Annotated in this window: 18 protein-coding genes, 2 rRNA genes and 1 riboswitch (1 of these 21 only partly in view); of the genes, 12 read left to right on the top strand and 8 right to left on the bottom strand. The window is 61.1% G+C overall.

Features of this window, described 5'->3' with window-relative positions:
* From AOT96_RS00535 to AOT96_RS00525, 3 genes are all read left to right on the top strand, one after another.
* Positions 1-1852: ribosomal RNA gene (locus AOT96_RS00535) — 23S ribosomal RNA — on the top strand (it extends 1283 nt beyond the left edge of the window).
* A gap of 153 nt (positions 1853-2005) precedes the next feature.
* Positions 2006-2122: ribosomal RNA gene (gene rrf / locus AOT96_RS00530) — 5S ribosomal RNA — on the top strand.
* A 529-nt stretch (positions 2123-2651) separates the two neighbouring features.
* Positions 2652-3941 (top strand): plasmid pRiA4b ORF-3 family protein, encoded by a 1290-nt coding sequence (locus tag AOT96_RS00525; RefSeq protein WP_228232745.1) that lies wholly within the window; start codon positions 2652-2654, stop codon positions 3939-3941.
* A gap of 81 nt (positions 3942-4022) precedes the next feature.
* Here the strand turns inward: AOT96_RS00525 and AOT96_RS00520 are convergent, their stop codons facing one another.
* Both AOT96_RS00520 and AOT96_RS00515 read right to left on the bottom strand, forming a co-directional pair.
* Entirely contained in the window at positions 4023-4598 is a 576-nt protein-coding gene (locus tag AOT96_RS00520) for a TerD family protein (protein WP_003940660.1), read from the bottom strand.
* A 113-nt stretch (positions 4599-4711) separates the two neighbouring features.
* The gene (locus tag AOT96_RS00515; protein ID WP_065351176.1) at positions 4712-7894 is read right to left on the bottom strand and encodes a DEAD/DEAH box helicase; all 3183 of its coding nucleotides are present in this window, start codon (positions 7892-7894) and stop codon (positions 4712-4714) included.
* 111 nt (positions 7895-8005) lie between these two features.
* Here AOT96_RS00515 and AOT96_RS00510 point away from each other — a divergent pair, with 111 nt between their 5' ends.
* Positions 8006-9124, top strand: a complete 1119-nt coding sequence (locus tag AOT96_RS00510) for an alpha/beta hydrolase (protein WP_065351175.1) — start codon at positions 8006-8008, stop codon at positions 9122-9124.
* A 52-nt stretch (positions 9125-9176) separates the two neighbouring features.
* On the opposite strand, the gene AOT96_RS00505 is transcribed toward AOT96_RS00510, so the two are convergent.
* Together AOT96_RS00505 and AOT96_RS00500 are read right to left on the bottom strand one after the other, a co-directional pair.
* Positions 9177-9536, bottom strand: coding sequence for an excalibur calcium-binding domain-containing protein (locus AOT96_RS00505; protein WP_003940648.1), 360 nt, complete (start codon positions 9534-9536; stop codon positions 9177-9179).
* Positions 9537-9708: 172 nt separating this feature from the next.
* Positions 9709-11082, bottom strand: a complete 1374-nt coding sequence (locus tag AOT96_RS00500; RefSeq protein WP_003940669.1) for a dicarboxylate/amino acid:cation symporter — start codon at positions 11080-11082, stop codon at positions 9709-9711.
* A 339-nt stretch (positions 11083-11421) separates the two neighbouring features.
* Here AOT96_RS00500 and AOT96_RS00495 point away from each other — a divergent pair, with 339 nt between their 5' ends.
* The 3 genes from AOT96_RS00495 (at position 11422) to AOT96_RS00485 (ending at position 15236) form a co-directional block, all read left to right on the top strand.
* Positions 11422-12327 carry a phosphodiesterase gene (locus AOT96_RS00495; protein ID WP_065351174.1) on the top strand — a complete coding sequence of 302 codons (906 nt, stop codon included), beginning with the start codon at positions 11422-11424 and terminating at the stop codon, positions 12325-12327.
* Positions 12328-12405: 78 nt separating this feature from the next.
* Positions 12406-12519, top strand: a riboswitch (SAM riboswitch).
* Positions 12502-13848: an LLM class flavin-dependent oxidoreductase gene (locus AOT96_RS00490; protein ID WP_156778923.1), complete on the top strand. Its 1347-nt coding sequence runs from the start codon at positions 12502-12504 to the stop codon at positions 13846-13848. It overlaps the preceding riboswitch by 18 nt.
* A gap of 20 nt (positions 13849-13868) precedes the next feature.
* Positions 13869-15236 carry an NtaA/DmoA family FMN-dependent monooxygenase gene (locus tag AOT96_RS00485; protein WP_003940653.1) on the top strand — a complete coding sequence of 456 codons (1368 nt, stop codon included), beginning with the start codon at positions 13869-13871 and terminating at the stop codon, positions 15234-15236.
* Positions 15237-15287: 51 nt separating this feature from the next.
* Here AOT96_RS00485 and AOT96_RS00480 read toward each other — a convergent pair whose 3' ends face one another.
* Positions 15288-16781, bottom strand: coding sequence for a stealth family protein (locus AOT96_RS00480; RefSeq protein ID WP_020970156.1), 1494 nt, complete (start codon positions 16779-16781; stop codon positions 15288-15290).
* Between the two features lie 280 nt (positions 16782-17061).
* Between AOT96_RS00480 and AOT96_RS00475 the strand changes: the two genes are divergently transcribed.
* Complete coding sequence (locus AOT96_RS00475) at positions 17062-17295, top strand: hypothetical protein (RefSeq protein ID WP_007729258.1); 234 nt, start codon at positions 17062-17064, stop codon at positions 17293-17295.
* 3 nt (positions 17296-17298) lie between these two features.
* Here the strand turns inward: AOT96_RS00475 and AOT96_RS00470 are convergent, their stop codons facing one another.
* Complete coding sequence (locus tag AOT96_RS00470; protein WP_231915211.1) at positions 17299-17847, bottom strand: nuclear transport factor 2 family protein; 549 nt, start codon at positions 17845-17847, stop codon at positions 17299-17301.
* A 111-nt stretch (positions 17848-17958) separates the two neighbouring features.
* Between AOT96_RS00470 and AOT96_RS00465 the strand changes: the two genes are divergently transcribed.
* Positions 17959-18933, top strand: coding sequence for a TauD/TfdA dioxygenase family protein (locus AOT96_RS00465; protein ID WP_065352730.1), 975 nt, complete (start codon positions 17959-17961; stop codon positions 18931-18933).
* An 873-nt stretch (positions 18934-19806) separates the two neighbouring features.
* Here the strand turns inward: AOT96_RS00465 and AOT96_RS00460 are convergent.
* Complete coding sequence (locus tag AOT96_RS00460) at positions 19807-21600, bottom strand: alanine racemase (RefSeq protein WP_065351173.1); 1794 nt, start codon at positions 21598-21600, stop codon at positions 19807-19809.
* A 160-nt stretch (positions 21601-21760) separates the two neighbouring features.
* Between AOT96_RS00460 and AOT96_RS00455 the strand changes: the two genes are divergently transcribed.
* Both AOT96_RS00455 and AOT96_RS00450 read left to right on the top strand, forming a co-directional pair.
* The gene (locus AOT96_RS00455) at positions 21761-23206 is read left to right on the top strand and encodes an amino acid permease (protein WP_007729264.1); all 1446 of its coding nucleotides are present in this window, start codon (positions 21761-21763) and stop codon (positions 23204-23206) included.
* Positions 23203-24123 (top strand): universal stress protein, encoded by a 921-nt coding sequence (locus AOT96_RS00450; protein WP_020908397.1) that lies wholly within the window; start codon positions 23203-23205, stop codon positions 24121-24123. The genes AOT96_RS00455 and AOT96_RS00450 overlap by 4 nt, the downstream gene beginning before the upstream one ends.
* A 42-nt stretch (positions 24124-24165) precedes the next feature.
* Here the strand turns inward: AOT96_RS00450 and AOT96_RS00445 are convergent, their stop codons facing one another.
* Positions 24166-25167 carry an MBL fold metallo-hydrolase gene (locus AOT96_RS00445; protein WP_065351172.1) on the bottom strand — a complete coding sequence of 334 codons (1002 nt, stop codon included), beginning with the start codon at positions 25165-25167 and terminating at the stop codon, positions 24166-24168.
* Positions 25168-25464: 297 nt separating this feature from the next.
* Here AOT96_RS00445 and AOT96_RS00440 point away from each other — a divergent pair, with 297 nt between their 5' ends.
* Positions 25465-26565 carry an LLM class flavin-dependent oxidoreductase gene (locus AOT96_RS00440; RefSeq protein ID WP_058227726.1) on the top strand — a complete coding sequence of 367 codons (1101 nt, stop codon included), beginning with the start codon at positions 25465-25467 and terminating at the stop codon, positions 26563-26565.
* The last annotated feature ends 77 nt before the right edge of the window (positions 26566-26642 follow it).

Here is a 26642-nt window from a genome sequence, read left to right as displayed (position 1 = left end):
CCAGTTGATCCAAGGATTTTCTGGCAGGTGTGTGGATGGGTAGGGGAGCGTCGTGTGGCCATGGAAGCGGCAGGGTGACCTAGCCGTGGAGGCCACACGAGTGAGAATGCAGGCATGAGTAGCGAAAGACGAGTGAGAAACTCGTCCGCCGAATGACCAAGGGTTCCTGGGCCAGGTTAATCCGCCCAGGGTGAGTCGGGACCTAAGACGAGGCCGACAGGCGTAGCCGATGGACAACGGGTTGATATTCCCGTACCCGTGTGAACGCGCCCATGGTGAATCAGTGATACTAACCATCCTGAAGCCACGAGAAGACCTTCGGGTCTCGAGTTGGTGGATGCATGGGACCTGATCTGGTAGTAGCCAAGCGATGGGGTGACGCAGGAAGGTAGCTGAGCCAGTCAGTGGTAATACTGGTGTAAGCGTGTAGGGCGTGACCTAGGCAAATCCGGGTCGCACATAGCCTGAGACGTGATGCGTAGCCGATTGAGGCGAATTCAGTGATCCTATGCTGCCGAGAAAAGCCTCTAGCGAGCTTTCACACGGCCCGTACCCCAAACCGACACAGGTGGTCAGGTAGAGAATACTAAGGCGATCGAGATAACTATGGTTAAGGAACTCGGCAAAATGCCCCCGTAACTTCGGGAGAAGGGGGGCCCTGTCTGGTGACGACATTTACTGTCTGAGCTGGGTGGGGCCGCAGAGACCAGTGAGAAGCGACTGTTTACTAAAAACACAGGTCCGTGCGAAGTCGTAAGACGATGTATACGGACTGACGCCTGCCCGGTGCTGGAAGGTTAAGAGGACCGGTTAGTTCCTTCGGGAGCGAAGCTGAGAATTTAAGCCCCAGTAAACGGCGGTGGTAACTATAACCATCCTAAGGTAGCGAAATTCCTTGTCGGGTAAGTTCCGACCTGCACGAATGGCGTAACGACTTCTCAGCTGTCTCAACCGTAGACTCGGCGAAATTGCATTACGAGTAAAGATGCTCGTTACGCGCGGCAGGACGAAAAGACCCCGGGACCTTCACTACAGCTTGGTATTGGTGTTCGGTTCGGTTTGTGTAGGATAGGTGGGAGACTGTGAAACGGTGACGCCAGTTATCGTGGAGTCGTTGTTGAAATACCACTCTGATCGAATTGGACCTCTAACCTCGGACCATGATCTGGTTCAGGGACAGTGCCTGGTGGGTAGTTTAACTGGGGCGGTTGCCTCCCAAAATGTAACGGAGGCGCCCAAAGGTTCCCTCAGCCTGGTTGGCAATCAGGTGTCGAGTGCAAGTGCACAAGGGAGCTTGACTGTGAGACTGACAGGTCGAGCAGGGACGAAAGTCGGGACTAGTGATCCGGCACCGGCAAGTGGAAGCGGTGTCGCTCAACGGATAAAAGGTACCCCGGGGATAACAGGCTGATCTTCCCCAAGAGTCCATATCGACGGGATGGTTTGGCACCTCGATGTCGGCTCGTCGCATCCTGGGGCTGGAGTAGGTCCCAAGGGTTGGGCTGTTCGCCCATTAAAGCGGCACGCGAGCTGGGTTTAGAACGTCGTGAGACAGTTCGGTCTCTATCCGCCGCGCGCGTTAGAAACTTGAGGAAGGCTGTCCCTAGTACGAGAGGACCGGGACGGACGAACCTCTGGTGTGCCAGTTGTTCCGCCAGGAGCACCGCTGGTTAGCTACGTTCGGAAGGGATAACCGCTGAAAGCATCTAAGCGGGAAGCCTGTTCCAAGATGAGGTTTCTCACCCCCTCGAGGGGGTAAGGCCCCCGGCAGACCACCGGGTTGATAGGCCAGAACTGGAAGTGCAGTAATGCATGCAGGTGACTGGTACTAATAGGCCGAGGACTTACCACAAAGAAGCTACGCGTCCACTGTGCGGTATCTGAAACAACACACAGATACTGATGAGAAACCCTGTTTTCTCCATCCCCCAACACCAGAAACTGGTGTTGACGGGTGGTGAAACCAGGTGATCAGAAGAAGGTTACTGTGACAGTTTCATAGAGTTACGGCGGTCATAGCGAAGGGGAAACGCCCGGTCCCATTCCGAACCCGGAAGCTAAGCCCTTCAGCGCCGATGGTACTGCACTCGACAGGGTGTGGGAGAGTAGGACACCGCCGAACACACATTAGAGAAGCCCCCCAACCAGTACTGGTTGGGGGGCTTTCTCGTACCCAAAACACCCCACCCCGCCAACACCCGAAAGCACCCCCGCCGGCACCCCCGACTTCGAGCGAACAGCACTTTCGTCGCCTCAGATCGACCCAACGCACCGTTCACACCATCAAGGGCGGGCACGCCGCCGACTCACCACCCCGTCCGGGATCGAGTGAACGACACGCTCACCCTCCTCAACGAGGGGAACGGTACGTTCACACCATCAGGGCAGGGATTGGGCGAGGAAGATGCCGTCGCCGATGCACGTAGCGACTTGTTAGCCAAGGTATAGATTGTGAACCGTCTCATAAGTCCGAAGTACTCTCCGATTTTGTGCCTTCGTCCCTAGCACTTTGGCCTAGGCTGAGTCTCATGGTGGGGTTGAGCAGCTCGAGGGTGTCGCATTTGCGACTCGTTCCGACGGAACCTGAAGAACTGCAAAGGTTTGTACAAGAAGCTGGCGGAGGGCGTGGGGGCATTCAGATTGCGCGATCGTTGCGTTCGAAGAGGCGCGCGGTACCGGCGCAATACGCGATACGTATCAGTGTCGACAATGTTTCCACTCAGATCTGGCGACGAATCCTCGTCGCGTCGGATCTGAATCTGGATGACCTGCATTCGGTGGTTCAACGGGCAATGGGGTGGAGTGACCGTCAATCGCACGCGTGGTCCAAGTCCGGCAGCCGATTTCCCGGCGAGGTCGAAGAGTACGTAGCTTCCGGGAGCAACGCCGAGCAGCGTCGGGCCGGCCGAGCGGCGATCGTAGAGTCCGCGGTACGCCTGGACGAGGTCATGGTCTCGCCTGGCGATGAAATCAGTTATCGCTACGGACGCTTCGGGAACTGGCGCCACACGCTGACACTTGAATCTTCCGAAGTACTGCCCGAAGGGTTCCAAGTTGTGTGTGCCGCGGGTCGCGGTGCTTGTCCGCCGGAGGAATGCGTCGGACCTGACGAGTACGAGCAACTCCTCGGTGTTCTCGCTTCGGAGAAGCTGCGCTCCCATGAATGGACCCTCGAATGGCCACAAACTGATTTCGAGCCGACACGATTCGAGATCGCTGAGGTCAATAATCGACTGCATAGTCCTAGACCGGACGAGATCGCTGCGTCGTACGACATTGCGAAGCTCGTCGAATGCCTGGGACCCTCGCGAGTCCCGGAACTGCACGCGGTCCTCGCCCGAGCAGGCATTGACGATCAGTCGGCAATCGGGGAGTTGGTCCACGTCGAGGCGGGCCAACGCATTCAAGCGGTTCTGGCTCTGATCGGTGTCGAAGGGATCGGTGCCGATGATTTCTTCACGACGGTCGACGCGATGCTCGACGAACCTGAACTGGGACCTGTAAACCTTCCCCAAGGGCGATCACTCTTCGCAGTGCTCAAGAAGTTCGGCCTGGTGCGAAAGCACAAAGGGCAGATTGTTCTGACGAAGCGGGGACAGTCGGCAGAGCGGGACGCGTCAATGACGTGGTCGGTGATCGTCGAGGGAGTTCCGGTTGCGCCCGGCGGCTCGCAGAGAGCGGTGGAACTCCTCGTCCTCCTTGCCGTAGCCGCCGGCATGTCGCCGGCGGATCGTCATCGTTTCGTCGCGGGAGCGCTGGAGTCGATTCGGTCGTCGAGCATCCTGATGGCTGGAGCTCAGACTTCCAGACGTGACACGTCCGGGAGCACCGTAGAGGTGCTCGGATTGATCGGCGCTACGGGGTACGAGCTGGGGAAGTTCGGCAGCAAAGCGGACTCGCCCTGGGCTGTTCACCTCGCGAGGGCGATCCTGCGGCGTTAACTCGCGCGTCGACGCAGACAACCGAAACGGGGTTCGATCCGGCAATGCCGAATCGAACCCCGTTTCGTGTACCGATAGAGATCAGATGTTCACGCCGTAGTCGCGGGCGATTCCGGCGAGTCCGGATGCGTATCCCTGTCCGACTGCACGGAACTTCCATTCGCCATTGTGGCGGTAGAGCTCACCGAAAAGCATGGCTGTCTCGGTGGATGCATCTTCGGAGAGGTCGTAGCGTGCCAATTCGGAGCCGTTCGACAGATCTACGACGCGGATGTAGGCGTTGGTGACCTGTCCGAAGGACTGGAGTCGCGCATCGGCGTCGTGAATCGAGACGGGGAAGAAGATGTTGGTGACGTTGGGCGGTACAGCCGGGAGGTCGACGTTGATGACCTCGTCGTCGCCGTCACCTTCACCGGTGAGGTTGTCGCCGGTGTGCTCGATGGATCCGTCGGGCGAGCGAAGGTTGTTGTAGAAGACGAAGTGAAGGTCGGAAAGGACCTTGCGCTCCGGGCCGGTGACCAACGCGCTGGCGTCGAGGTCGAAGTCGGCACCACTGGTGCTGCGTGCATCCCAGCCGAGACCGACTGCGACCTTGGTCAGATTGGGTGCGGCCTTCGACAGAGATACGTTGCCGCCCTTGGCAAGTGTGACGCCCATTCAGGTTCCTCTCGTTCGAACGAAGTGGATTTCTTCGTTCGGGAGTTCTGTGTTGTCCGTTCGCGACTCACATTACCGTGAGCGGGTAGGTGCGGTTCGACCGAATAGGCACCTCACTCGAACAGCGCGCGAAGATCCTCGGCGTCGAGTCCGGTGCCCAGTGTGCCTTCGGCGTCCATGACATTCGAGAACAATGCCGACTTCTTGGCTTTGAGCGCCATGACCTTCTCTTCGATGGTGTCTTTGGCAATGAGGCGGTAGACCATGACGTTTCGTGTCTGCCCGATGCGGTGAGTACGGTCGACCGCTTGTGCCTCGGCGGCCGGGTTCCACCAGGGGTCGAGAATGAAGCAGTAGTCGGCCTCGGTGAGATTGAGGCCGAAACCACCAGCCTTGAGGCTGATCAGGAAGACGGGGACTGCACCAGACTTGAACTCCTCCAACACTTCACCGCGATTGCGCGTCGAACCGTCGAGATAGCTGTACGGAATTCTTTCCTCGTCGAGTCGGTTGCGGACAGAACCGAGGAACCCGGTGAATTGGCTGAAGATCAACGCACGGTGTCCGCCGGCAATGACGTCGTCCAATTGCTCGACGAGAGCGTCGACCTTGGCCGATGGGACGGGTCCGCTTTCCTCGTCGACCAGCGAGACGTCGAGACTGAGTTGGCGTAGCAGCGTCAGCGATTGCAGGATCGTGAACCGGTTCTTGTCGACGTCGTCGAGCAGTCCGAGAATCTTCTGCCGTTCGCGTTGCAGGTGGGTGTCGTAGATCGCGCGATGGCTCGGATGCAACTCGATCTCGAGTACCTGCTCCTGCTTGGGCGGCAAGTCCGCAGCCACCTGTTCCTTGGTGCGCCGCACCATCAGCGGTTTGACGCGTCGTCGCAGTTGCGCCAATCGTTCTGCATCACCGTCTTTTTCGATGGGAGTGCGGTAGAAATCGGTGAAGGTGGTGGGGCTGGGAAACAGTCCCGGTGCAGTGATCGCGAGCAGCGACCACAACTCCAGAAGATTGTTCTCCATGGGTGTTCCGGTGATCGCGAGTTTGAACGGTGCGTTCACCGCCCTCGCGCACTGGTGGACCTTGGACTTGTGGTTCTTGGCGAATTGGGCTTCGTCGAGTACCAGTCCGGACCAGCGGCCCGCGGAATATGCATCGGTGTCGAGGCGGAAGAGGGCGTACGACGTCACGACGATGTCCGCCCCGTCGACGAGTGCGGCCAGATCGGTTTTTCTGCGGCGCAGCGTGTCCGTGATGACAGCGGTGTGGAGGGTCGGTGCGAACTTCGCCACTTCGGACTTCCAGTTGGATACGACGCTGGTGGGTGCAACGATCAGAAAGGGAGGCGCGGCTGGATTCGATTGCCTTGCAGCGCAGATCATTGCGAGGGTTTGCAGTGTCTTGCCCAGGCCCATGTCGTCGGCGAGTATGCCGCCCAGACTGTGCTGGCGGAGGAAGTTGAGCCAACGGAATCCGTCCACCTGATAGGGACGCAGCGTTGCCGTCAACGTGTCCGGGACTTCGACGGGATCGATGCCCGAACTGCCGAGCAATCCGGCGATCTGCTTCTTCCATGCTGCTGCTTGATGTTCGACTCTTCCGAGCGCCGCCAATTCTTCCCACAGCCCGGCTTGAAATTTGCTGATCGCGAGTTTGCCGGTAGGTCGATCGAGTAGCGACCGCGCTTCGGTGATGAGACGGTGTAGGCCGAGTAGTTCGGGTGCGTCGAGCCGAAAGAAGGCGCCGTCCGGTAGCAGTATGTGAGTCTCGCCCTTACTCAGAGCGGAAAACAGTGTTGTGAACGGAACGCTTTGTCCCGCAACATCGACGGTGACATCGAGATCGAACCAGTCGGATCCGCTGTCACCGTCCGGGGCCGATGTGCTGAGGCTGATCACTACAGCGTCGTCTGCAGGCCGGTAGTCGGCAGGGGTTCCTGCAACCGTGAGGTCGATGGCGTCGTGCGCTTCGAGTTGGGGCAGGAGGTCGAGTGTGAACTGCATGGAATCGAGGCCGGTCAAAGTTCCCGCGAGAGTGGCCTTCGCCGCGGCCGCACCGAGGCTCTTGGCAATGGCATCTTCGGCAACGTGGTTGCGGATCTCGGACTCGTCGGTGGTTGTGTCCGCGGTAGAAATGATCAGTTCGTCGGCATCGACTGTGTACTTCCATGCCGATTCGATGTCGATGCGGTGGTTGTCCGCGTAAGTGGCCATCAGTTGTAGCCGAGGACCGGACACAGTCGGTGGGTTGTAGGCGCCGTCGGAAGATATGACGGGAGCGAGGCTTCCGAGTTTGAACACGAACCGCGAAGTGAACGCACCCCGATGCTCGGCGGGTATGTCGACTGACTTTCCGGAGTCGATCAACTGCCTCAATTGGTGGGTGACCGGCGTGTGCAGTGGTGCGAGCGTGATCGCGTTGGCGGCGTCGAGCGCGAAGACACCATGTGCCGGTGTACCGACAAGTCCCCAGTCGGAATGGGTGATGATGTGCCCATCGGTCTGAATTCGGGGAGTGAGACGGAGGTTGTTGTCTTCCGCTCCGTGGACGTCGAGGCAGATGCTGGCATCGTCGAGTAGGGAGATGTTGCCGAGGCCGGCCTTCGAGTGAACGAGTGAAACGCCGACGCTGATGGCCTCACGAAGAAGCGACCAGAGTTGCGGGCTCGCGAACCCGGCAAGATCGATTTCCGCTGCATTCTGATTTCGGTAGTAGTTGCCGGCGCTGTGGAGGAGATGTATGTCGCGTAGAACCCGGAGGTGATCTGCGGGGAACTGAAAAGTGCTTCCGAGTTTGTTCCAGGCGAGCCCGCCGGAGATCCACCCTCTCGCTCCTGGTTGTACGGGTTTGATCATGAGCCTTGTCGATGCGCCCTTGGTTCGGGTGGTGAATTGAATGCCAAGTCCACGTGTAGTGCGGCCGGCCGGGTCTGGTCGGAGCAACTCCTCGAGCGCGCTGTCCCATCCGAGGTGTTGTGGAGTCTTGTTCGCCTCGGCAACCGCTGCGAGCACCAACGCGACTACGTGCTTGCAGTTCATCCGCACGGGACACGTGCAGAGGCCACGCGTGAATGTGGCAGTACCGGCCACGCTGTGACTTATCGAGATTGTGCAGGCGTACGGCTCCCGCGCGGTCCCCGCCACGGCCCCGGTCAAGGTATCCGGGGTGCCGTTCCAACTGATGGACACGACCGCATTCTGCCGCAGGTAGGTAAGTCCGCGGTCGTAGGTTGTCGTGCCGACGACAGCGCGAACTCGGTCGAGGTCGAGGGCCTTGACTGAGTCCTGTTGCACGGGGCCAGCCTAGTGGCGGCGTCCGACAGATCTTGTCGTGGTCGTTTGTCCAAGAAAGTCCGAACTGCACGGTATGTTCACGGAAACATCTTTGACCGGTTTGGGAGTTTCATGAGGACTGAGCGGCGTGCGTGGATTCGATCTGCGCGCACAGGTGCGGTGTGTTTGGCCGTCTGTGCACTTTCTTTGCAATTGGGCGGACTGTCGACGGCAGCGCCGAGTTCCGGAAGCTCGGGAAGCTCGGGAAGTCTGGGCAGCGTCGAGGGAAGCGTGAGCTCGGGGTCGACGATCCCGGGACCACTTCAGGAGGATCCGGGCCCCAAACCGGACCTGCGCGACGACATCGTCGTCCCGGCCATCGTCGGCGAGAAGGTGACCGCACCACAGGCGGTCAGGCTGACGGTGGCGTCGCCTGCACTTCGACGCGAGGTCGGCGTCGAGATTTTGCTACCCGCTGACAATTCGGTTCCGCGCCCAGCGCTGTACATGCTCGAGGGTGTCGACGCCGGAGAGAAAAGCAGCGGATGGATGACGATCGGCGGCGCCCCGGCGTTCTTCGCCGACAAGAACGTCAACGTCGTGATGCTCAATGGCGGAATCGCGAGCCTGTACTCGGACTGGGAGAATCCGGATCCGCGGCTGGGACTGCACAAGTGGGAAACCTTCATCACCGAGGAGTTGCCACCGCTGATCGACGCGCGACTCGAGACCAACGGAATCAACGCGATTGCCGGCAATTCCATGGGCGCGATGGGTGCAATGATGCTCGCCCAACGCTTTCCGGACATGTATCGCGGCGTTGCCGTGTTCAGCGGCTGTTATTCCACGATGGATCCGCTCGGCCGAACTGCCGTCCAGGCCACGATATCGTCTCGAAGTGGAGATCCGGCCAACATCTGGGGTGTACCAGGGGGCCCGGAGTGGGAGGCACACGATTCGTTGATCAACGCAGAGAAGTTGCGTGGCAAGGAAATCTACGTGTCGACGGCAAACGGTCGTCCCGGGTCCGACGAGACGCTGCAGACTCCTGAACTGCTCGAGCGTCTGGTGATCGGCGGCGGCATCGAGGTTGCCGCCCACGCCTGCACCAAGATGTTCGACGCTCGGTTGCAGGAGCTGAAGATTCCGGCGCAGGTGGATTACGAGCCGAACGGCACGCACGCGTGGGCGTATTGGCGTGAACGACTGCCGAAGGCGTGGCCGACTCTGTCCCGGGCATTGGGCGTCTGACGGTTCGACAACAGTGCTCGGGTTGTGGATGCACCACAACCCGAGCGTTGGATCACTCGCAGGCGATGCCGTCGTTGTCCCGGTCGAGATGCGGGGCGTATCCGTTCTGGCCCCGGTACAACGGAGCTGCGCCGGCATTACGAACGGCTGTGCAGTTCTGGTAGTACCGCGCTGGTGCGGGAGTGTTCTGCGGCGCCGGCTGGTTCTGGGGCGCTTGCGGAGCGGGCGGCGCCGGCGGTGCGAAGACCGGGGGAAGGAACGGCTGGACTGCGTCGGCAGAGCCAGTCGGAATCATGCGTGCGATCTCGATCGGTAGGAAATCGAAAACCGTGGATGCCTGAGCGGCGGGTGCGGCAACCAGAGTGATTGCGGCGCAACCTGCGACGCTGAATGCCAGACGGCGGAGCTTCATGTGACCTCGTGTTCAACTGGGCAGCCCTTCCACTTCTGAGGGCTGTGCCGGCTGAGCATACTGGTCATAACGACCAAATGGTTTATTTCGGTAAGGGTGAAATCCGGGGTGAACAGCAGCGTCCCCGCACCGTATTGCTCAGGTGCGGGGACGCTGCTGTTGTCATCGAGGGTTACGCGTCGACAAGTTCCTCGGCGAAGGGATCACCGTTGCGGGGAGCGTCGAAGCGCTCCTTGTCGAGGATTCCCTCACGCTTTGCGACGATGACCGGAACCAGAGCCTGGCCGGTGACGTTGACTGCGGTGCGGCCCATGTCGACGATCGGTTCGACTGCGAGGAGCAGTCCGACGCCGGCAAGGGGAAGACCCAGGGTGGAGAGCGTGAGTGTGAGCATGACTGTCGCACCGGTGGTTCCCGCCGTTGCTGCCGAGCCGATGACCGAGACGACGACGATCAGCAGGTAGTCGGTGAAGGTCAGCGGAACGTCGTAGAAGCCGGCGACGAAGATTGCCGCGATCGCGGGATAGATTGCGGCGCAACCGTCCATCTTCGTGGTGGCACCGAGCGGAACGGCGAACGAGGCGTACTCACGCGGAACACCGAGGTTGCGTTCGGTGACGCGCTCGGTCAGCGGCAGGGTGCCGATCGACGAGCGCGAGACGAACCCGAGCTGAGTTGCGGGCCAGACACCGGAGAAGAAGCTTCGAACCGAGAGACCGTGTGCGGCAATCAGGATGGGGTAGACCACGAAGAAGACAATGGCCAGACCGATGTAGATGGCGGCGGTGAAGACGCCCAGCGAGCCGATTGCATCCCAGCCGTAGGTGGCGACAGCGTTGGCGATCAGCGCGGCGGTGCCGATCGGGGCGAGGCGGATGATCCACCACAGGACCTTCTGGACGATCGCGAGCAGCGAAGCGTTGAACTCGAGGAACGGCGCAGCCTTGGGACCGATCTTGAGTGCAGCAATGCCGATTGCGCCGGCGATGACGAGCAGCTGCAGGACGTTGAAGCTCAGCGATGTAGTCGCCACGCCTTCGGCGACGGAAGTCTTTGCACCCAACCCCAGGAAGTTGTTCGGAACCAGTCCGGTGATGAACGCCCACCACGAGCCGGAGCTCTTGGGTTCCTTCGCGGCTTCGGCGGCGACGTCGGTCCGTGAACCGGGATCGGTGATCAGGCCGACGATGATGCCGATGATCACAGCGATGAAAGCGGTGATCGCGAACCAGAGCAAGGTCTGCACGGCCAGGCGAGCTGCATTGGCGACCTGGCGCAGGTTGGCGATGGAGCTGACAATGGCGGTGAACACCAGCGGGATCACCGCAACGGTGAGCAGCTTGACGTAACTCGAACCGATGGTCTGCACGGTGCCGACCAACCAGTTGACGTTGCCGTCGGCTGCATCAGGCATTGCCCGGGCGACGAGACCGATGATGACGCCGAGTACGAGACCGGCGACGATCTGCGGTCCGAATGCCGTCGCCCAGGACGGAAAACGGGACGTGGACTTTTCCGGCACGCCGGTGGAGGTGGAGCTGGGCATGACTATGCCTTTCGAAAATCAAGGGAGCGAAACGCAGCGCGGCACCAGAGGCCGGGCAGATTCGAAGAAATGTTTCCTGGTACGCGTCAGGTCAGAGCGAGCGCGTACACATTGCGCTCGCCTGCAGGCGAAGGTCGACGTAACGCCGACTGGTCAGGAACAACACTGTCCACACACTACTCGCAGCTTCAACTACTCGATCCCGAGGGTCGCCGCGGGAGTTCGCTTCGTGTTCGTCGGGCGTGCCCCGATCAGTCACTGTTGGTCGGTTGACTAGTCTCGACGATCAGTAGGTGCCGCACCGGCGCCTAAGCGTCGGCAAGCGGAAGCGAGAGACCGATGAGCGTTCGGAATGCCGAGTACCCGCGTCCGAAGCATTTCCTGGTGCACCTCAGTGACACGCATCTGGTGGCTCAGGGGGAGTTGTACGACGCCGTGGATGCGTCGACGAGATTGCGGGAAGTGCTCAGCGGGATCGTGGCCTCGGGCGCACGCCCGGATGCACTGATATTCACCGGCGACCTGACCGACCAGGGACACCCCGACGCATACGCGGAATTGAAAGCCATCGTGGAACCCGTGGCGGACGAGATCGATGCGCAGGTCATCTGGGCGATGGGCAACCACGACGACCGCTCTACTTTCAGGTCTCTGCTGTTGGGCGAGGACGCCACCGATCATCCCGTCGACAACGTCTACGACCTTGACGGACTGCGGGTGATCACCCTGGATTCGTCGGTTCCCGGTCATCACTACGGTGAGATCTCGGATCGTCAATTGGATTGGCTACGCGCAGAATTGGCGGTGCCCGCGCCCGACGGAACAATTCTGGCGCTGCATCATCCGCCGGTTCCGTGCATTCAGGATCTCGCGGTTCTGGTGGAGTTGCGCGATCAGTCCCGGTTGGCAGACGTCTTGCGTGGCAGCGACGTCCGGGCGATTCTTGCTGGGCATCTGCACTATTCGACGACGGCGACGTTCGCCGGCATTCCGGTTTCCGTGGCGTCGTCGACGTGTTACACCCAGGACTTGAACGTGGAAGTCGGTGGTCAGCGTGGTCGTGACGGGGCTCAGGGGTGCAATCTGGTGCACGTGTACGACGAGACAATTGTTCATTCGGTCGTTCCACTCGGTGCGCACGTGACGGTCGGTGAGCCCGTCGACGCGGCCGAGGGTGCCCGGAGGCTCAGTGCTGCCGGCATTCGAATCCTCGAGAGCGAAAAGGCGGCACGCTCGATCATCTGAGGTCGCAGGCGGTTTCCGGCACCCACGCGCAGTTCCGGGTGATTGCCGGGCGGTCGCGTACTCACTACCGTCGAGGTAGGTGCAGAGCTCCAGCAACAAGGACCGGCTAGCTGGACGGCAACCCTTCATGCCGATGGGGTGCCCCGGAATCACACCTGGCGATACGCGCGGTGCGTGTCGCAAGCGGCAGTCGCCACGAGAACCGTCAGTCGGGTGCTGACGGTTTCTGCGGTCGGCACTGTGCGCTCCCGAGTAGTTCTCGAACAGGAGTATGCGCCGATGACCTCCACCCCTTCTTCTCATCTTGCTCCGTTGCATCTCGCCGTAGCGCTGGACGGTGCCGGTTGGCACCCAGCGGCCTGGCGAGAGCCGCACTCGCGCCCGATTGAGCTGTTCAGCGCGTCGTATTGGACTGACGTGGTGACGATCGCCGAGCGTGGTCTGCTCGATTTCGTCACCATCGAGGACAGTCTCTCGGTGCCGGCCAACCCACTCGAGCCTGTCGACGACGCGGTTGACCGGGTGCGCGCTCGGCTCGACGCACATCTCGTGGCCGCCCGACTGGCACCGATCACGAGCAACATCGGGTTGATCCCGACCATCACCACCATTCACACCGAACCGTTCCACGTGTCCAAAGCCGTTGCCACGCTGGACTACACCTCGCGCGGTCGCGCCGGGTGGCAGGTGAAGGTGTCGGCGTCGGAATCCGAGGCAGCACAGTTCGGGCGCCGCGACATCCCAGCGCTCACCGATGCCGACCGTCAGTCGATCGTTTCAGGCGTCCTCCCTGACTTCGTGCGCGCGCTGTTCGACGAAGCTGCGGAGGCAGCCGACGTCGTCCGGAGACTCTGGGACAGTTGGGAGGACGACGCCGAGATCCGTGATGTGGAGCAGCGCCGATTCATCGACCGGGACAAGCTGCACTACATCGACTTCGAGGGAAAGTACCTCTCGGTCCGTGGACCGTCGGTGACTCCGCGCCCGCCGCAGGGGCATCCCGTCGTCACCGCATTGGCACATCAGCGGGTCGCGTACGAGCTGGCGGCGCGGACGGCCGATCTGGTGTTCGTGACGCCGTTCGACGACGAGCAGGTCACGGCAATCCTGGGTGAAGTGCGAGCAGCCGAAGAACACGTGCAGCGCACCGGCGAACCGCTTCGGGTCTTCACCGACATCGTCGTATTCTTCGATGCTCCGGAAGAAACCGGAAAGGAACGGCTCGCTCGCCTCGACGCGCAGGCCGGCGCCGAATACCGTTCGGACGCGCTGACCTTCACCGGCACCGCGGCTGAGTTGGCAGATCTTCTGCTCCGGTGGCAGCAGTTGGGAATCGACGGCTTCCGGTTGCGGCCGGGCGTCGTCGTGGACGACCTCGACGCGATCGCAGGTGAGCTGGTGCCTGAATTGCAGCGACGCAACGTATTCCGCACCGAATATCCGCAGACGAATCTTCGCGGACTCCTTGGTCTACCCATCGACGTTCCCAACCGCTACGCCGCCGGCACTCCGGCCGCCTGACAGACGAGGAATAGATTCTCATGAGTTCTCAGAAGCGTAAGCAGGTCATCCTGGGTGCCTACCTCGGCGGCGTCAACCATCACACTGCATGGTGGGATCCGCAGGCGGGCAGCCAGATCGAGTTCGATTCTTTCGAGCACACCGCTCGAACCGCCGAGCGTGGGAAATTCGACTTCTTCTTCCTCGCCGAAGGCCTCGCCCTTCGTGAGCGTGCGGGACAGATTTTCGACCAAGACATCATCGGTAGGCCGGACACCTTCACGGTCCTTGCATCGTTGGCGGCAGTAACCGAACACCTCGGATTGGCCGGCACCATCAACGCCACGTTCAACGAGCCTTACGAGCTGGCAAGACAATTCGCGACGCTCGATCAGTTGTCCGGAGGACGTGCCGCCTGGAACGTCGTCACCTCGTTCGACGCATTCACCGGCCAGAACTTTCGTCGCGGCGGATACCTGGATCGTGCGCAACGATACGAGCGTGCGGAGGAGACCGTAGCGCTGGTGCGTCAACTCTGGGATTCGTGGCGAAGCGACGACATCGTGGCCGACAAGGCATCAGGGCGCTTTCTCGCGCGACCGGATGCCGGTGAATTCGCTTTTCATGGATCGCATTTCGATGTGAACGGCCGATTCACAGTGCCGCGTAGCCCGCAAGGGCGCCCGGTTATTCTGCAGGCCGGGGTGTCGCCGCAGGGGCGCGATTTTGCTGCCGGCAATGCCGACGCGATCTTCTCACCGTACGGTCAGTTGCCCGAGGCGGCCGATTTCTATCGCGATATCAAAGCACGTGCCGTTGCGGCCGGACGTGACCCGGGTGACATCAAGATCCTGCCGTCGGCGAGTTTTGTTCTCGGCACCTCGGAGGCAGATGCGATCGAGAAGTACCGAGAGATTCGCGACCAGCAGGTCACCGGCCAGACCGCTTTGGTTCTGCTCGAACAGATCTGGAATCTCGATCTGTCGAAGTACGACCCCGAAGGACCACTACCCGATATCGCTCCGGATCCCGAGGCTCCGCCGATCATCCAGGGCCGCGCCTTCATTCACCAGGATCGTTTCGCGACCGTCGCAAAACTGCGCGCGGTAGCGGAGAGCAAGAAGTTGAATCTGCGCGAAGTGGTGATCGATCAGTTCGAGCGTGGACCGATCGTCGGTACACCGCAGCAGGTTGCCGAGAAAATAGATTCGTTTGTCAGCAACGACGGTTCGGATGGGTTCATCCTCGGGTCGCACCTTGTGCCGACCGGCCTCGACGAGTTCGTCGACGACGTGGTGCCGCTGCTGCAGGATCGAGGTGTTCTCCGCAGTGACTACGAAGGAACGACGTTGCGTGACAATCTCGGTCTGCCCATTCCGGTGCAACGGGAGCATGTGACAGCACGCTGATCGACCGAAGTAGCAAGGGCCCAGCCGAAATCGGCTGGGCCCTTGTTTCGTCTAGGCTTCCCAGGGCGCCGGGATGGGGTAGTAGCTCTCCAGGAACTCCGTGATCTTGCGTGTCCGAAGTTCCAGATCGATCTCTGGAGCGCTGCCGTCGTTGAGGCAGAAGAAGTCCATGGAGCGCTTGGCGAGCAGTGAGTCCATGTCGCGCAAACCGGCCTTGACCGTCGTGTCGACGTATTTGACGGCGGCGGACTTCTGCACCACCGACCGTCCACTCATGAGCGTGTAGTAGTGGTACAGCGAATTGGTCACCGAGATATTGGAACTCGCGCGGAAGGTGCTTGCTGCAGTGGCCGCGAAGTCTTCGGCGAACTCGCGTTCCATCTCGGCCATCACGCTCTTGCGTAGTGGCGTCGCTGCGTGCTCCAGATGTCTGGTGGTCATCAGACCGAAGCGGTCCTGCAGCAGACGGCGGTTGACGCGGGCCGCATTCTCGAACCCGCTGCGGTCGTTGTCGTTGTGTCCCAATCCGATTCTGGTGTCGGCCTCGATGAACATGCTGATCCCACCGGGGGAGAAGAACATGTCAGGGCCGACGGGGCGACCGAAGAACATGTCGTCATTGGAGTAGAGGAAATGCTCTGCCAGACCCGGAATATGGTGCAGCTGGCACTCGACAGCTTGAGAATTGTGGGTGGGTAACACACTTGGATCGGCGAAGAACTTTTCGCTGGGCATGAACGTGACTCGCGGATCGTCGGCAAGCCAGTCCGGACGATCGGAATCGGTTGCGACGAAGATCCGCCGGATCCACGGCGCGTACATGTGGATAGATCTAAGTGCGTATTTGAGCTCGTCGATCTGACGGAAGCGCGCTTCTGATTCGTCGCCCTCGCCGACGATGTAGTTCTGCATGCGCTTGGCGCGCTGAGCCTGAAACTCTTTGGAAGAACCGTCGACCCAGGAAAAGACAAGATCGATATCGAAGCTGATATCGGAGGCATGATCGGCGAACATGTTCTCGATGGTCGGCCAGATCCGGCCGAATCGCTCGACGGTTCCTCGGACAGCTTCTTCGGGGAGGACGGTTCGTCGTGTCAGTGAGTTCTCGACGGGTAGGACGATTTCTTCGTCGGAAATCGACCACAATTCGATCTGAACGCCGATGTTCGCGCCGTAGTTCATACCGCTTGCGACGTGAACCCTCGGACGGAACAAGCGGAAGATCCGTGACTTGTTGGTTTTCGACAGGGCACCGTCCGCGACAAGGAGCGCTGGACTCTTCTTCGCGTCGACGGTTTTGGAATAGAAGGGTGCGTTTGCGCATCCCTCGACAAGTGCCTGCCGCAGGTTCTTGCGTTCCGTCCAGCTGACCGCGATGACCGGGCGCTCGTCGTTTCCGCGGACGAGTAGATACTCGATTCCTGCGGCGTCGAGAATGTCGCGGATGAAGAGGAGATCTTCGACCATCGCTTCGAGCGGCGTGGTGGTCGTGATCGCGAGGGCAAAACGATTCTTGAATCGGACGGTCTCGGGTAGCTCGCCCATCCGTGCGCGTGACGCGGCCGACGCCGGCTCCACAGGATTGGGGCTGTCCTGCTCCGGAGGTACGAAGTAGATGTCGTGCGGAGCGGGAGATTCTGTAATGGGATGCCTTCCGATTCTGATCCAGCTGTGTATCTGTCGCCCCCGACGCTGCGAGAGCGTGGTGGCGACGAGCTCAGTCTATGCCGTCGGCGCCGAAAGTCGGACATGAGTGACGGGGATGGGTAGCGCGGGGCGAGTCGGGTACCCCGAGGACCGAAGCGAGAGTGAAGGAGGAGAACCGATGCGTGTGAAAGCGATGGTCGGAACAGGCGCGATGGCGGTTGCGCTGGCCGCCGGCCCAGTTGCGACAGCGTCTGCGGAGCGAACCGAGGCAGCGGGGTCGGAGGGTTCACCGGAGATGCTGACCTGCGAGGTTGTCTTCGATGCACTCGAAGACATGAGCCCGGAATGGACGGAAGAGGGGATCGATCAGGTCGAAGACTGGTGTGAGGCGATCACCGGCGAAGAAGACTGACCGTCAGCCGCGCGAGATCACTCGTCGCGACAGTCGCCACCGCCCGTCTTCGAGTTCGAACTCGTCCGCGTAGCTCCCGACGCCGCTGAGTTCGGGCGACGTGGCTGTGTCGACGTAGAACGTCCACACCGCATCCGCGCGGGCTGTCGTTTCCGAGGTCACGTCCACGGCGATCGCCGTGGTGACGTGGCGTGTGAATGTGCCCGGGCCTTGTATGCCGGCGGCTCGACGCTCGACTACTCCAGCAGCAATCTCTTCGCGGCCACGTCGTACCTGTGCGGGGATACCGCGATCGGGGTTGGCCGGCATGTTCCATTCGGCCTCGCGGGTGAACTGCTCCACGTAATCCTCGACCGAGCCGGTATCGGCAAGATGCGCGATGCGAGCGAGCGTTGAACGAATCTGTTCGGCAGGGCCCTCGGGTTGCATGCTGTCCTCCGTAGACGTGGGTGCGGCAGATCGCACGCTACAGCTCATGACGACAACGACGACGGCCTCGTCCCAGTGAGCGGCAGTATTCTCCGGCGAGGGAGCGGTGAACTTTGAGATCACCTCGAGTTCAACCGTATTCGAGCCCGCAGCGTAAATGATTGAGTGTTCACAGTAGGCGGCGCCATGACGACTGCCGCGCCCGTAGGCTTGACCGACTCACAGGAGATCGCCATGTCCGTCACCGAACTCGAACGTGTCACCCAGACCCCGGAGCAGATCTACGCTGCCGGCGGAATCACCGTCCACAAAGTAGGCGAGCTGATCGGCGCCCGCATCGACGGCGTCCATCTCTCCGGGGACTTGTCCGAAGAGACCGCTTACGCGATCAACTATGCGCTGGCAGCGCACAAGGTTGTGTTCTTCCGTGGGCAGCATCATCTCGACGACACGTCGCAGTACGAATTCGCCGGAACCCTCGGCACCCAGACCACCCCGCATCCGACGGTGAAGTCCAGGGGCGACAAGCTGTTGGTGCTCGACCGAGCCGCCAACAGTTGGCACACGGACGTGACGTTTGTCGACCGCATCCCGAAAGCCTCGATTCTGCGAGCGACGACCATTCCCGAGTACGGCGGAGCGACCACGTGGGCGTCGACCACCGCCGCGTACGACCAACTGCCGTCTTCACTCAAGGTCTTGGTCGAGAATTTGCGGGCCGTTCACACCAATGCCTACGACTATGCCGAGGTTGTCGATCAGGCGAACCCGGTAGACGCGCAGCGCCAGGCCTACTACGCCGAATTCACCCGTGAGATCTACGAGACCGAACACCCGGTGGTGCGTATCCATCCGGCGACGGGGGAGAAGACCCTCCTGCTCGGTCACTTCTTCAAGGAGTTCGTCGGGCTCAAGCCGTCGGAGTCGGTCGCTCTTTACCAGATCCTGCAGGCACGAATCATCAAGTTGGAAAACACTGTTCGATGGGACTGGTCGGCCGGCGACCTGGCGATCTGGGACAACCAGGCGACTCAGCATTACGGTATCGCCGACTACGGGACTCAGGCGCGCAGTGTGCACCGAGTGACATTGGCCGGCGACGTCCCCGTCGACGTCCACGGCGAGCAGAGTCGAATCCTCCAGGGTGACGCCGCGGAGTATTCGATCATCGCGGACATCGATCGGCTTCCCGGCTTCGCCGCGAACTGATCAGTCGTGCTGCGGGTGATCCGGCGGGAACATCTGTCCCCATGAGTGACTGCACGCTCGGCACGTCCATTCCGGGTGTCCGGTCCCACGACGCAGCCAGTTACGGCGAGCCACGGTAGGTGATCGAACGGATGGACCGGCATCCCCGGTGCACACTGAGCGGTTCTGTGTGCACCGCAGAGTGGGCACGACGGATTCTTCGCCAGCATGTAGTCGATGAAGTTGGTGTGCCCGGACGTGGCCATCCTTCCGGTGCACTTGCGGCACAGGACGGCTGGGTAGTCGTCACCAGGTTCAGCCTGCCTGAAGATCCGTGATGCGGAATGAAAGTGAAGGCGATCGCTGCTGTTGAACTTTCGCAACGGCATCGGTGAGCTGCAACCTGTGCAGTTGCCCCGCTCGTTCATCAACGTTCGGGCGTGGGCAGCTGTGGACGTCGGATCCAGCGTGTCGATGTCGCCGAAGTAGTGCGCATAGTGTGACTGGCCGGCCGTGAGAATCCGGTCGGCCAGTGCGTCGTCGACCGGCCCAGGATCCGTGGGAAACGTGATGGACCATCGTTGTTCGAGTTCTGGAACGGTGGGCAAACCGTGGAGTTCGTACGGGCGTTCATCGACTTCCATCGGCGACGTGCCGTCGAAGGGCGCAGCCACGGTCTCGATGCAGAGCAGCGTGCGAGGAGTGGTGTCGAGAACCGTGACCAGCAGGTCACCGATGGCCATCTTTCCGTGCATGATCCAGGGATCGACACGGGCTCGGGGTTCGAGAAACGCGACCACGGCATCGATCCATGGCGTGCCGAGTGCGATGAATACGTGCTGACCGGAGCTCCGCGTGATCATCGGACGATTCTCGCAAGGGCTGCCGACAGCGTCAGGCTTTGACCACCTTGCGCCCGAGCAGCGATGCAACCAGTCCGTCGACGAAGGTCGCTTGCCGTCCGAGGGGATCGGAATCCGCTGCCGCGACGCTGCCGATCGAAATCGATCTCGTCAGGCCGGTCTCGCTGATGAATTCGGCGGCGAGGTGGGCCTCTCGGAACGTGAGGCCGCCCAGATGTGTCGTGTCGTCGACTCCGAGAACACGTCCGTCGATGATGTCCATGTCGAAATGGACGTGGACGCCGTTCACACCCTGGCCCGCCGCGGCGAGAACGCGAGGCATCAAGGCCGCCATGCCATGGCGATCGATCTCGTCGATCGTCACCAGCAATACCCCGTACTCGTCGAGTGCGCGCTTGTGATCGACCGTGGCGTTCTTGACGCCCACCAAGACGGTGTTCTCCAAACTGGGGCCGTGCAGATCCGCCGCCGACGACAGCAATTGTTCGATGTCACCGTGTGAAGCGAAAATGATTGCACCCAAATCGGTTCCAGGTTCGGTGGCGATCGGAATTCTGGTGTTCTGCCAGGCTTCGGCAGTGAGCCACAGCGGCAGCGTTGTGAGATCCGCAGCGGCATTCTCGGCTTGAATGCAGTCGAAACCGATTCCGGACATGTCCTCACGTAGACCGTGATCGAGGAGATGGCTTGCCAGGCCGGTAGTTTCGAGGTCGATCAATTCGACGGTCGCATTGGCATCGATCGGTTCGGTGCCCAGAACGTATCGCTTTTCGACGTAGGGCGATGTCATTGCCATCAAGAGCGCGCCGTAGTCGATCGTGAAGTCGACCGTGCCACCCAGTCGGTATTCGTCACCTGTTTCTCCGGCGTCGACGAGGAGGTGATCGCTGCTGGCGCTGATCACTTTCAGGCGCGGATCTATCGGGGTCAAGCCTTCCGGCGAGATGTCTTCGCGGCCGATGGACAAGATCAGGCGTCGGCTCGGCTTGTCCTCGTTGTCGAAGACAGGGCGTCGGCCGAATGCGTCTTCCCCTGAGACTCCATACGGCCGCGACGGCTTGATCTTGGCCTCGATGATGTCCGCGGTGAGAGTGAAGGCGTCGTTGTTCAGCAGTTCGTACAGTCCTGGGGGAGTCGGTGATTCGGCCAGAACGATGCTGGCACCCAAACGCAGATGGTTGATCCCCTCGGGCATCGTTCCGGTCTCGAGGAGTGGCAGAGAGAACGTATTGCCGCCGGAAACGATCGGCAGTTCGATCGAGAACCGCTTCGTGATTTCGTCGGCAATGTAGACCAGATTCGACAGGTTGTCGACGGTTGGCTGGATGCCGCCGACGCACGCGAGATTCGCGCCGATTCCGATCAGTCTGATGCCCTCGATGGGAAGGATTTCGGCGACTACATCCAACGCCTCCGCCGGCAGGATCCCTTCGCGGAGATCTCCGAGGTCGATCATCAGCACGATGTCGTGGATTACTCCTCGCGCCCGTGCTGCTCTGCCCAGAGCAACAATCGTCGTCAACTCCGAGTTGAGGCTGATGTCCGCGTAGCGGATCGTGTCGTCGATCTCGTTCAACGACGGTGCGCGGATCAGCATCAGGGGAACGGTGATGCCGTCGCGGCGGATGCGGGCCAGGTTGTCCAGGCGGGAGTCGGCGATCTGTGCGACGCCGCCGCGGACCATTGCTCGCGCCACTTTGGGGGAGCCACATGTAGATTTGCTGACGCCCGCCACCGCAATACCCTTGGCATTGGACGCTTCGACGAGGACGCGCGCATTCTGTTCGATACGACGCAGGTCGACGGTGATGGTCGGTCCGGTCATGATCTCCCCGTTTTCTCCGAAGGCGGTTCACGATCCGGGCATTCCAGACCGGACGGTTGGCGTGAGCTGGGCAACTTTGCTCCAACTGTTGTGTCGCAGGACACTTACGTGCAGTATGAGGATACAACAGTTTCCTACCAGGCACTCTAGAGGAGCGTCGATGGCTACTCTCGTCAAACACGTACTTCGGCGCAAGCCGGCTTTGCAGATAGACCAGGAGACCGGCGCAGATACCAACGGCGGTGAGCTGACCCGCAGTATCGGTTTGGCGCAGTTGTCCATGTTCGGCATCGGCGCCACGATCGGCACCGGTATTTTCTTCGTCCTCTCGCAGGCGGTCCCGGTTGCCGGTCCGGCAGTGATCATCTCCTTCGTTGTTGCCGGTGTCGTCGCGGGACTCACAGCGATTTGTTACGCGGAGTTGGCCGGAGCTGTCCCGGCGTCGGGCTCGTCGTATTCCTACGCTTACGCGACGCTCGGAGAGCTTCCGGCCATGGCCGTCGGCGCGTGTCTGCTTCTCGAGTACGGAGTCTCGGCCGCGGCGGTGTCCGTCGGATGGTCGCAATACTTGAACCAGTTACTGGGCAACCTCTTCGGGTTCCAGATTCCCGACGCGTTGTCACAAGCGCCGGAGCAGGGCGGCATCATCAATCTGCCCGCAGTGATCCTGGTGTGCCTGTGCGGTGTTCTGCTCATTCGCGGCGCCAGTGAATCGGCCAAGGCCAACGCCATCATGGTCTCGATCAAACTCGCAATTCTGCTGCTCTTCATCGTGGTCGGCATCGCCGGATGGAACAGCAATCACTTCGCCGACTTCGCACCGTTCGGATTCAGTGGCGTCATGTCCGCCGCCGGAATCATCTTCTTCTCGTACATCGGCCTCGACGCCGTGTCCACCGCCGGCGAAGAAGTGAAGAACCCACGTCGCAATCTCCCTCTTGCGATCCTCATTGCACTCGTGTCCGTCACCGCGATCTACATCGCCGTTGTCGCCGTCGCGATCGGTGCACAGGATTCCGCATCGTTCGAAGGTCAGGAAGCCGGACTGTCCGCGATTCTCGAACAGGTGACCGGATCTACCTGGCCGGGAACGCTTCTGGCCGCCGGTGCGGTGATCTCGATCTGCAGCGTCACGCTCGTGGTCATCTACGGTCAGACCCGTATTTTGTTCGCGATGTCACGCGACGGCATGATTCCGTCGATTTTCCACAAGGTGAACCCGCGGACTCTGACGCCGGTGCCCAACACCATCATCGTTTGCGTCGTCATCAGCATTCTGGCCGGTTTCATTCCCATCAACTTCCTCGCCGAAATGACCAGCATCGGAACCCTGGTGGCCTTCCTCGTGGTTTCGGTCGGGGTCATCATCCTGCGGCGCAGTGACCCGGACCTGCCGCGCAGCTTCAAAGTTCCCGGCTATCCGGTGACGCCGATCCTCTCGATCCTGGGCTGCCTGTGGATCATCAAGGACCTCCGAACCGTCACGATCTACGTGTTCCTCGTCTGGGTGACCGTCGCGATCATCTGGTACTTCGCCTACGGTATGAAGCACTCGCGCCTCGGTGCGAAGAACCGCGCCGAATTGGGATCGGAGTCCGAGTCATGACGCTGCTCGCGGGATACGCACCCGACGGTGACAGTTCCGGAACCGTCCATCTTGCAACGCTGTTGGCGCGCTCGTCCGGTGAACCGCTGGTGATCTGCGCGGTGATTCCCTCGCCGCCACCGCCCGGAATGGCGCGTGTCGACGCCGAATACCACCAGCAGTTGCGAGCCGAAGCCGAAGCGGCGCTGGCGAAAGCGCGGGCAGACATGCCCTCCGACGTCGACGTGACCTATGTCGTGCATGAGGCTCAGTCGACGTCGAGCGGCTTGCTCGATCTCGTTCACGAGCACGAAGCCAAGATGATCGTCCTGGATTCGTCCACAGCCGGGGTGTTCGGTCACGTCGCTCTCGGCAGTGTCACCTCACGCTTGCTGCACAGCTCCGACGTTCCGGTCGCGCTGGCGCCGAGGGGATTTCGAACCAAACCCGGTGAGGTGGTCCGCCGCGTCACTGCCGCATACTCGGGCACACCCGATCAAGACGATCTGGTGCTCGCCGCCGCGACCGTGGCTGCGCGTGTCGATGCCGGACTCAGATTGGCGGCGTTTGCAGTTCGTGCGAACGCGCAGTACACGACCACGCTCGGGACCGAGGGGGATTCGCCGGTCATCTCCGAGTGGGCCGAGGTGGTCGAGCGCGAGACCAACGCTGCCTTCGAGAGAGTGCGTGCACTGCCCGAAATTCCCGACGTCATGGAATCGGTTATCAGCCATGGTCGTAACTGGGCCGAGGCGCTCGAGGGCGTCGAGTGGGACCGAGGTGACGTTCTGACAGTCGGCTCGAGCAAGGCAGGTCCACTGGCCCGGGTCTTCCTCGGCAGTCGGGCGGCGAAGATCGTGCGGTACTCACCGGTTCCGGTGGTAGTGGTGCCGCGATCGGCGTCGACCCGAATAGTCGATCAGGCCGAAGCGGAATAGAGATCAGGGCCGACAAGCGGAGTGCTTGTCGACCCTGATCTTTCAGATCGAGCGGGAGAAGAGCGCGGGCTCGGAGCCGGGAACCTGAGAGACCTGCTCTCGGGCAACCAGATGGCGAAGGTGAGCTGCGCCCTCGGAGAGCGCCATCGTCTTTCCCATCGGGGAGATCTCGGCCCACGGCTTGTACCACTTCATCTTTGCCGCGACGTCCCACACGGTGAGCTTGTCGTCGGCGAACTCCTGGAGCAGGTGATCGAGTCGTTCCTGGTGGTGCTCGATCAGCTCGCCGGCGCGACCTCCGACGTCGTCGATCGGAATGCCGTGAGCGCCGAGACCGCGGGTGATGTTCATGTTCTGCACTCGTGCGAGCGAGTTGAGGAAATCGGCGAGGGCGTCACGTTCGTCGAGTGGGTACACGAAGTTGCCGACGTGTGGTGTCGTCTTCTGCAGGACGTGGTCGCCGGTGAACATGACGTCGGCGTCGTCGAGGTAGAAGCAGACGTGGCCAGGCGTGTGGCCGGGGGTGTAGACAACGCGGAGGCCGCGGCCGGTGAGTGCGATGATCTCGTCGTCAGCGAGAAGGCGGTCGGGAGCGGACTCGGGGCCCACGGGAGACTCGCCCGCGGCCGTCAATTTGAATGCATCACGGTCGGCTTTCGGCGCTCCAGCGCGTTCCATGTTCTCGAGCTGATATGCCATCCACTCGTCGTTACGCGCAGTCGACATCTGATCGAACAGGTAGTGGTCGTCCTCATGCATGGCGATCCAGGCGCCGGACGCCTCGCGGACCCGTCCGCACAGTCCGGTGTGGTCCGGATGGAAGTGCGTGACCACAACGCCCTCGATGTCGGTCACCGAATGTCCGATCTCGGCGAGCCCCGCGTTGAGGCCCTGCCAGCCGTTGTCGTCACCCCAACCAGCGTCGACCAAGATCAGTCCGCCGGGGGATTCCATGGCGTAGACGAGCGTGTGCCCGAGCGGGTTGTCCGTGATCGGGACAGGAATCTGGAATATGCCATCACCGATGGCTGCCGCACCATTCATAACAAGTACCTCTTAACGAGTAAGGGAACGCACTCTTAGTACTTCATGTTTACCGTGCGCTTGATTGGTCGGTGACACAGGTCCTGCCTGGCGGGAGTTCGGCATGTTTTCGGTCGACTTCGGATCGGTGAGAGTTTTATCGACTGAATGGTCTCATTGAGTCGAAAGATCCTGCTGAATAGCGTGTTTCGCGAATTCGTTGCGTTGGGCGCGTCCTCGGATCGCGGATCCGTCGAGCAGTCGCGCACTAGCCTCCGAGGGACAGGCGTGCTGTGTGGTTATCGAGAAAGACGGGTCATGCGTTTTCAGGTTCTGGACATCATTTTCAACCCACCCCATCCAGTGACCGGCGAGGAAGTTGCCCCGTCCGATCGGCTCAACCGCGTCGTCGAACTGGCGGTTCTCGCCGAAGAACTGGGTATCGATTCGTTCTCGGTGGGTGAGCGCCACGCCGGGCCGGTTCTTTCGTCGGCGCCAACCGTCGTTTTGGGGGCGATTGCGCAGGCCACGGACAGAATCCTGCTCTCGACGGGTGTCACGGTCCTGTCGCTACTCGATCCGATCCGAGTCGCCGAAGATTTCGGAACCATCGATCAGCTGAGCCGGGGACGCCTCGAGATCGTGATCGGCAAGGGCAACGAGGTTCTTCAATACCCGCTCCTCGGTCTGGACATCGCCAAGCAGTACGAGTACCTCACCGAGAACTACGAACTCCTCAAACTGCTGATCAGCGAGGAAAACGTCAAGTGGGTGGGAACGCACCGGCCTTCGCTCGAGGACGCGACGACGTTACCGCGTCCTTTCGACGGCCCGTTCCGTATCTGGCACGGATCGGCTACCTCGTTCGAGGCCGTCGAACTCGCGGCGAAGTGGGGCGACCCCATCGTCACCGCCAACGCCTTCCAGCCTCGTGAGAACTACAAAGTGTTGATCGACCACTACCGCGAGCAGTACCTGGCGTACGGGCACGACCCGTCCAAGGCGTACGTCGGATCGGGTTCGGGCGGATTGTTCCTCGCCGACACGACCGAACAGGCGATCGAAGAGTTCCGTCCGATCTACGAGGGCGCCGTTGCGCAGGCTGACAAGCGTAAGCACGACCCCAAAGCGGTCGGAAAGTCCACGAGTTTCCGGACCATCGAGGAGGCCGTCGACCGTGGGCCGGCGTTGGTCGGGTCCTCGGAGCGAGTCGCCGAGAAGATCCTTGATTACCACCAGAGCTATGGCCACGATTTCCAATCGGTGTCGGTCAATCACGTGCTCGACTTCGAGCAGCAGAAGGACACTTTGCGCCGCTTTGCGGAGGAGGTCATCCCGCTGGTGAAGGCCGAACTGTCGACGACGCTGTGGACCTCGGCCGACAAAGATCGGGCGAAGGGTTTCACCGCCGTCGACTGAGCGGAGAAGTCTGACTGTCGGGTAAGCAGGTCCGGCGCTGCGACCGCTCACAAGCTGCAGTAACTTGTTACCGACAT

Source organism: Rhodococcus sp. 008, from assembly GCF_001682295.1.
In the GTDB taxonomy this organism is placed as follows: Bacteria; Actinomycetota; Actinomycetes; order Mycobacteriales; family Mycobacteriaceae; genus Rhodococcus_F; species Rhodococcus_F qingshengii.
This window is presented reverse-complemented; position numbering and strand designations above follow the sequence as displayed.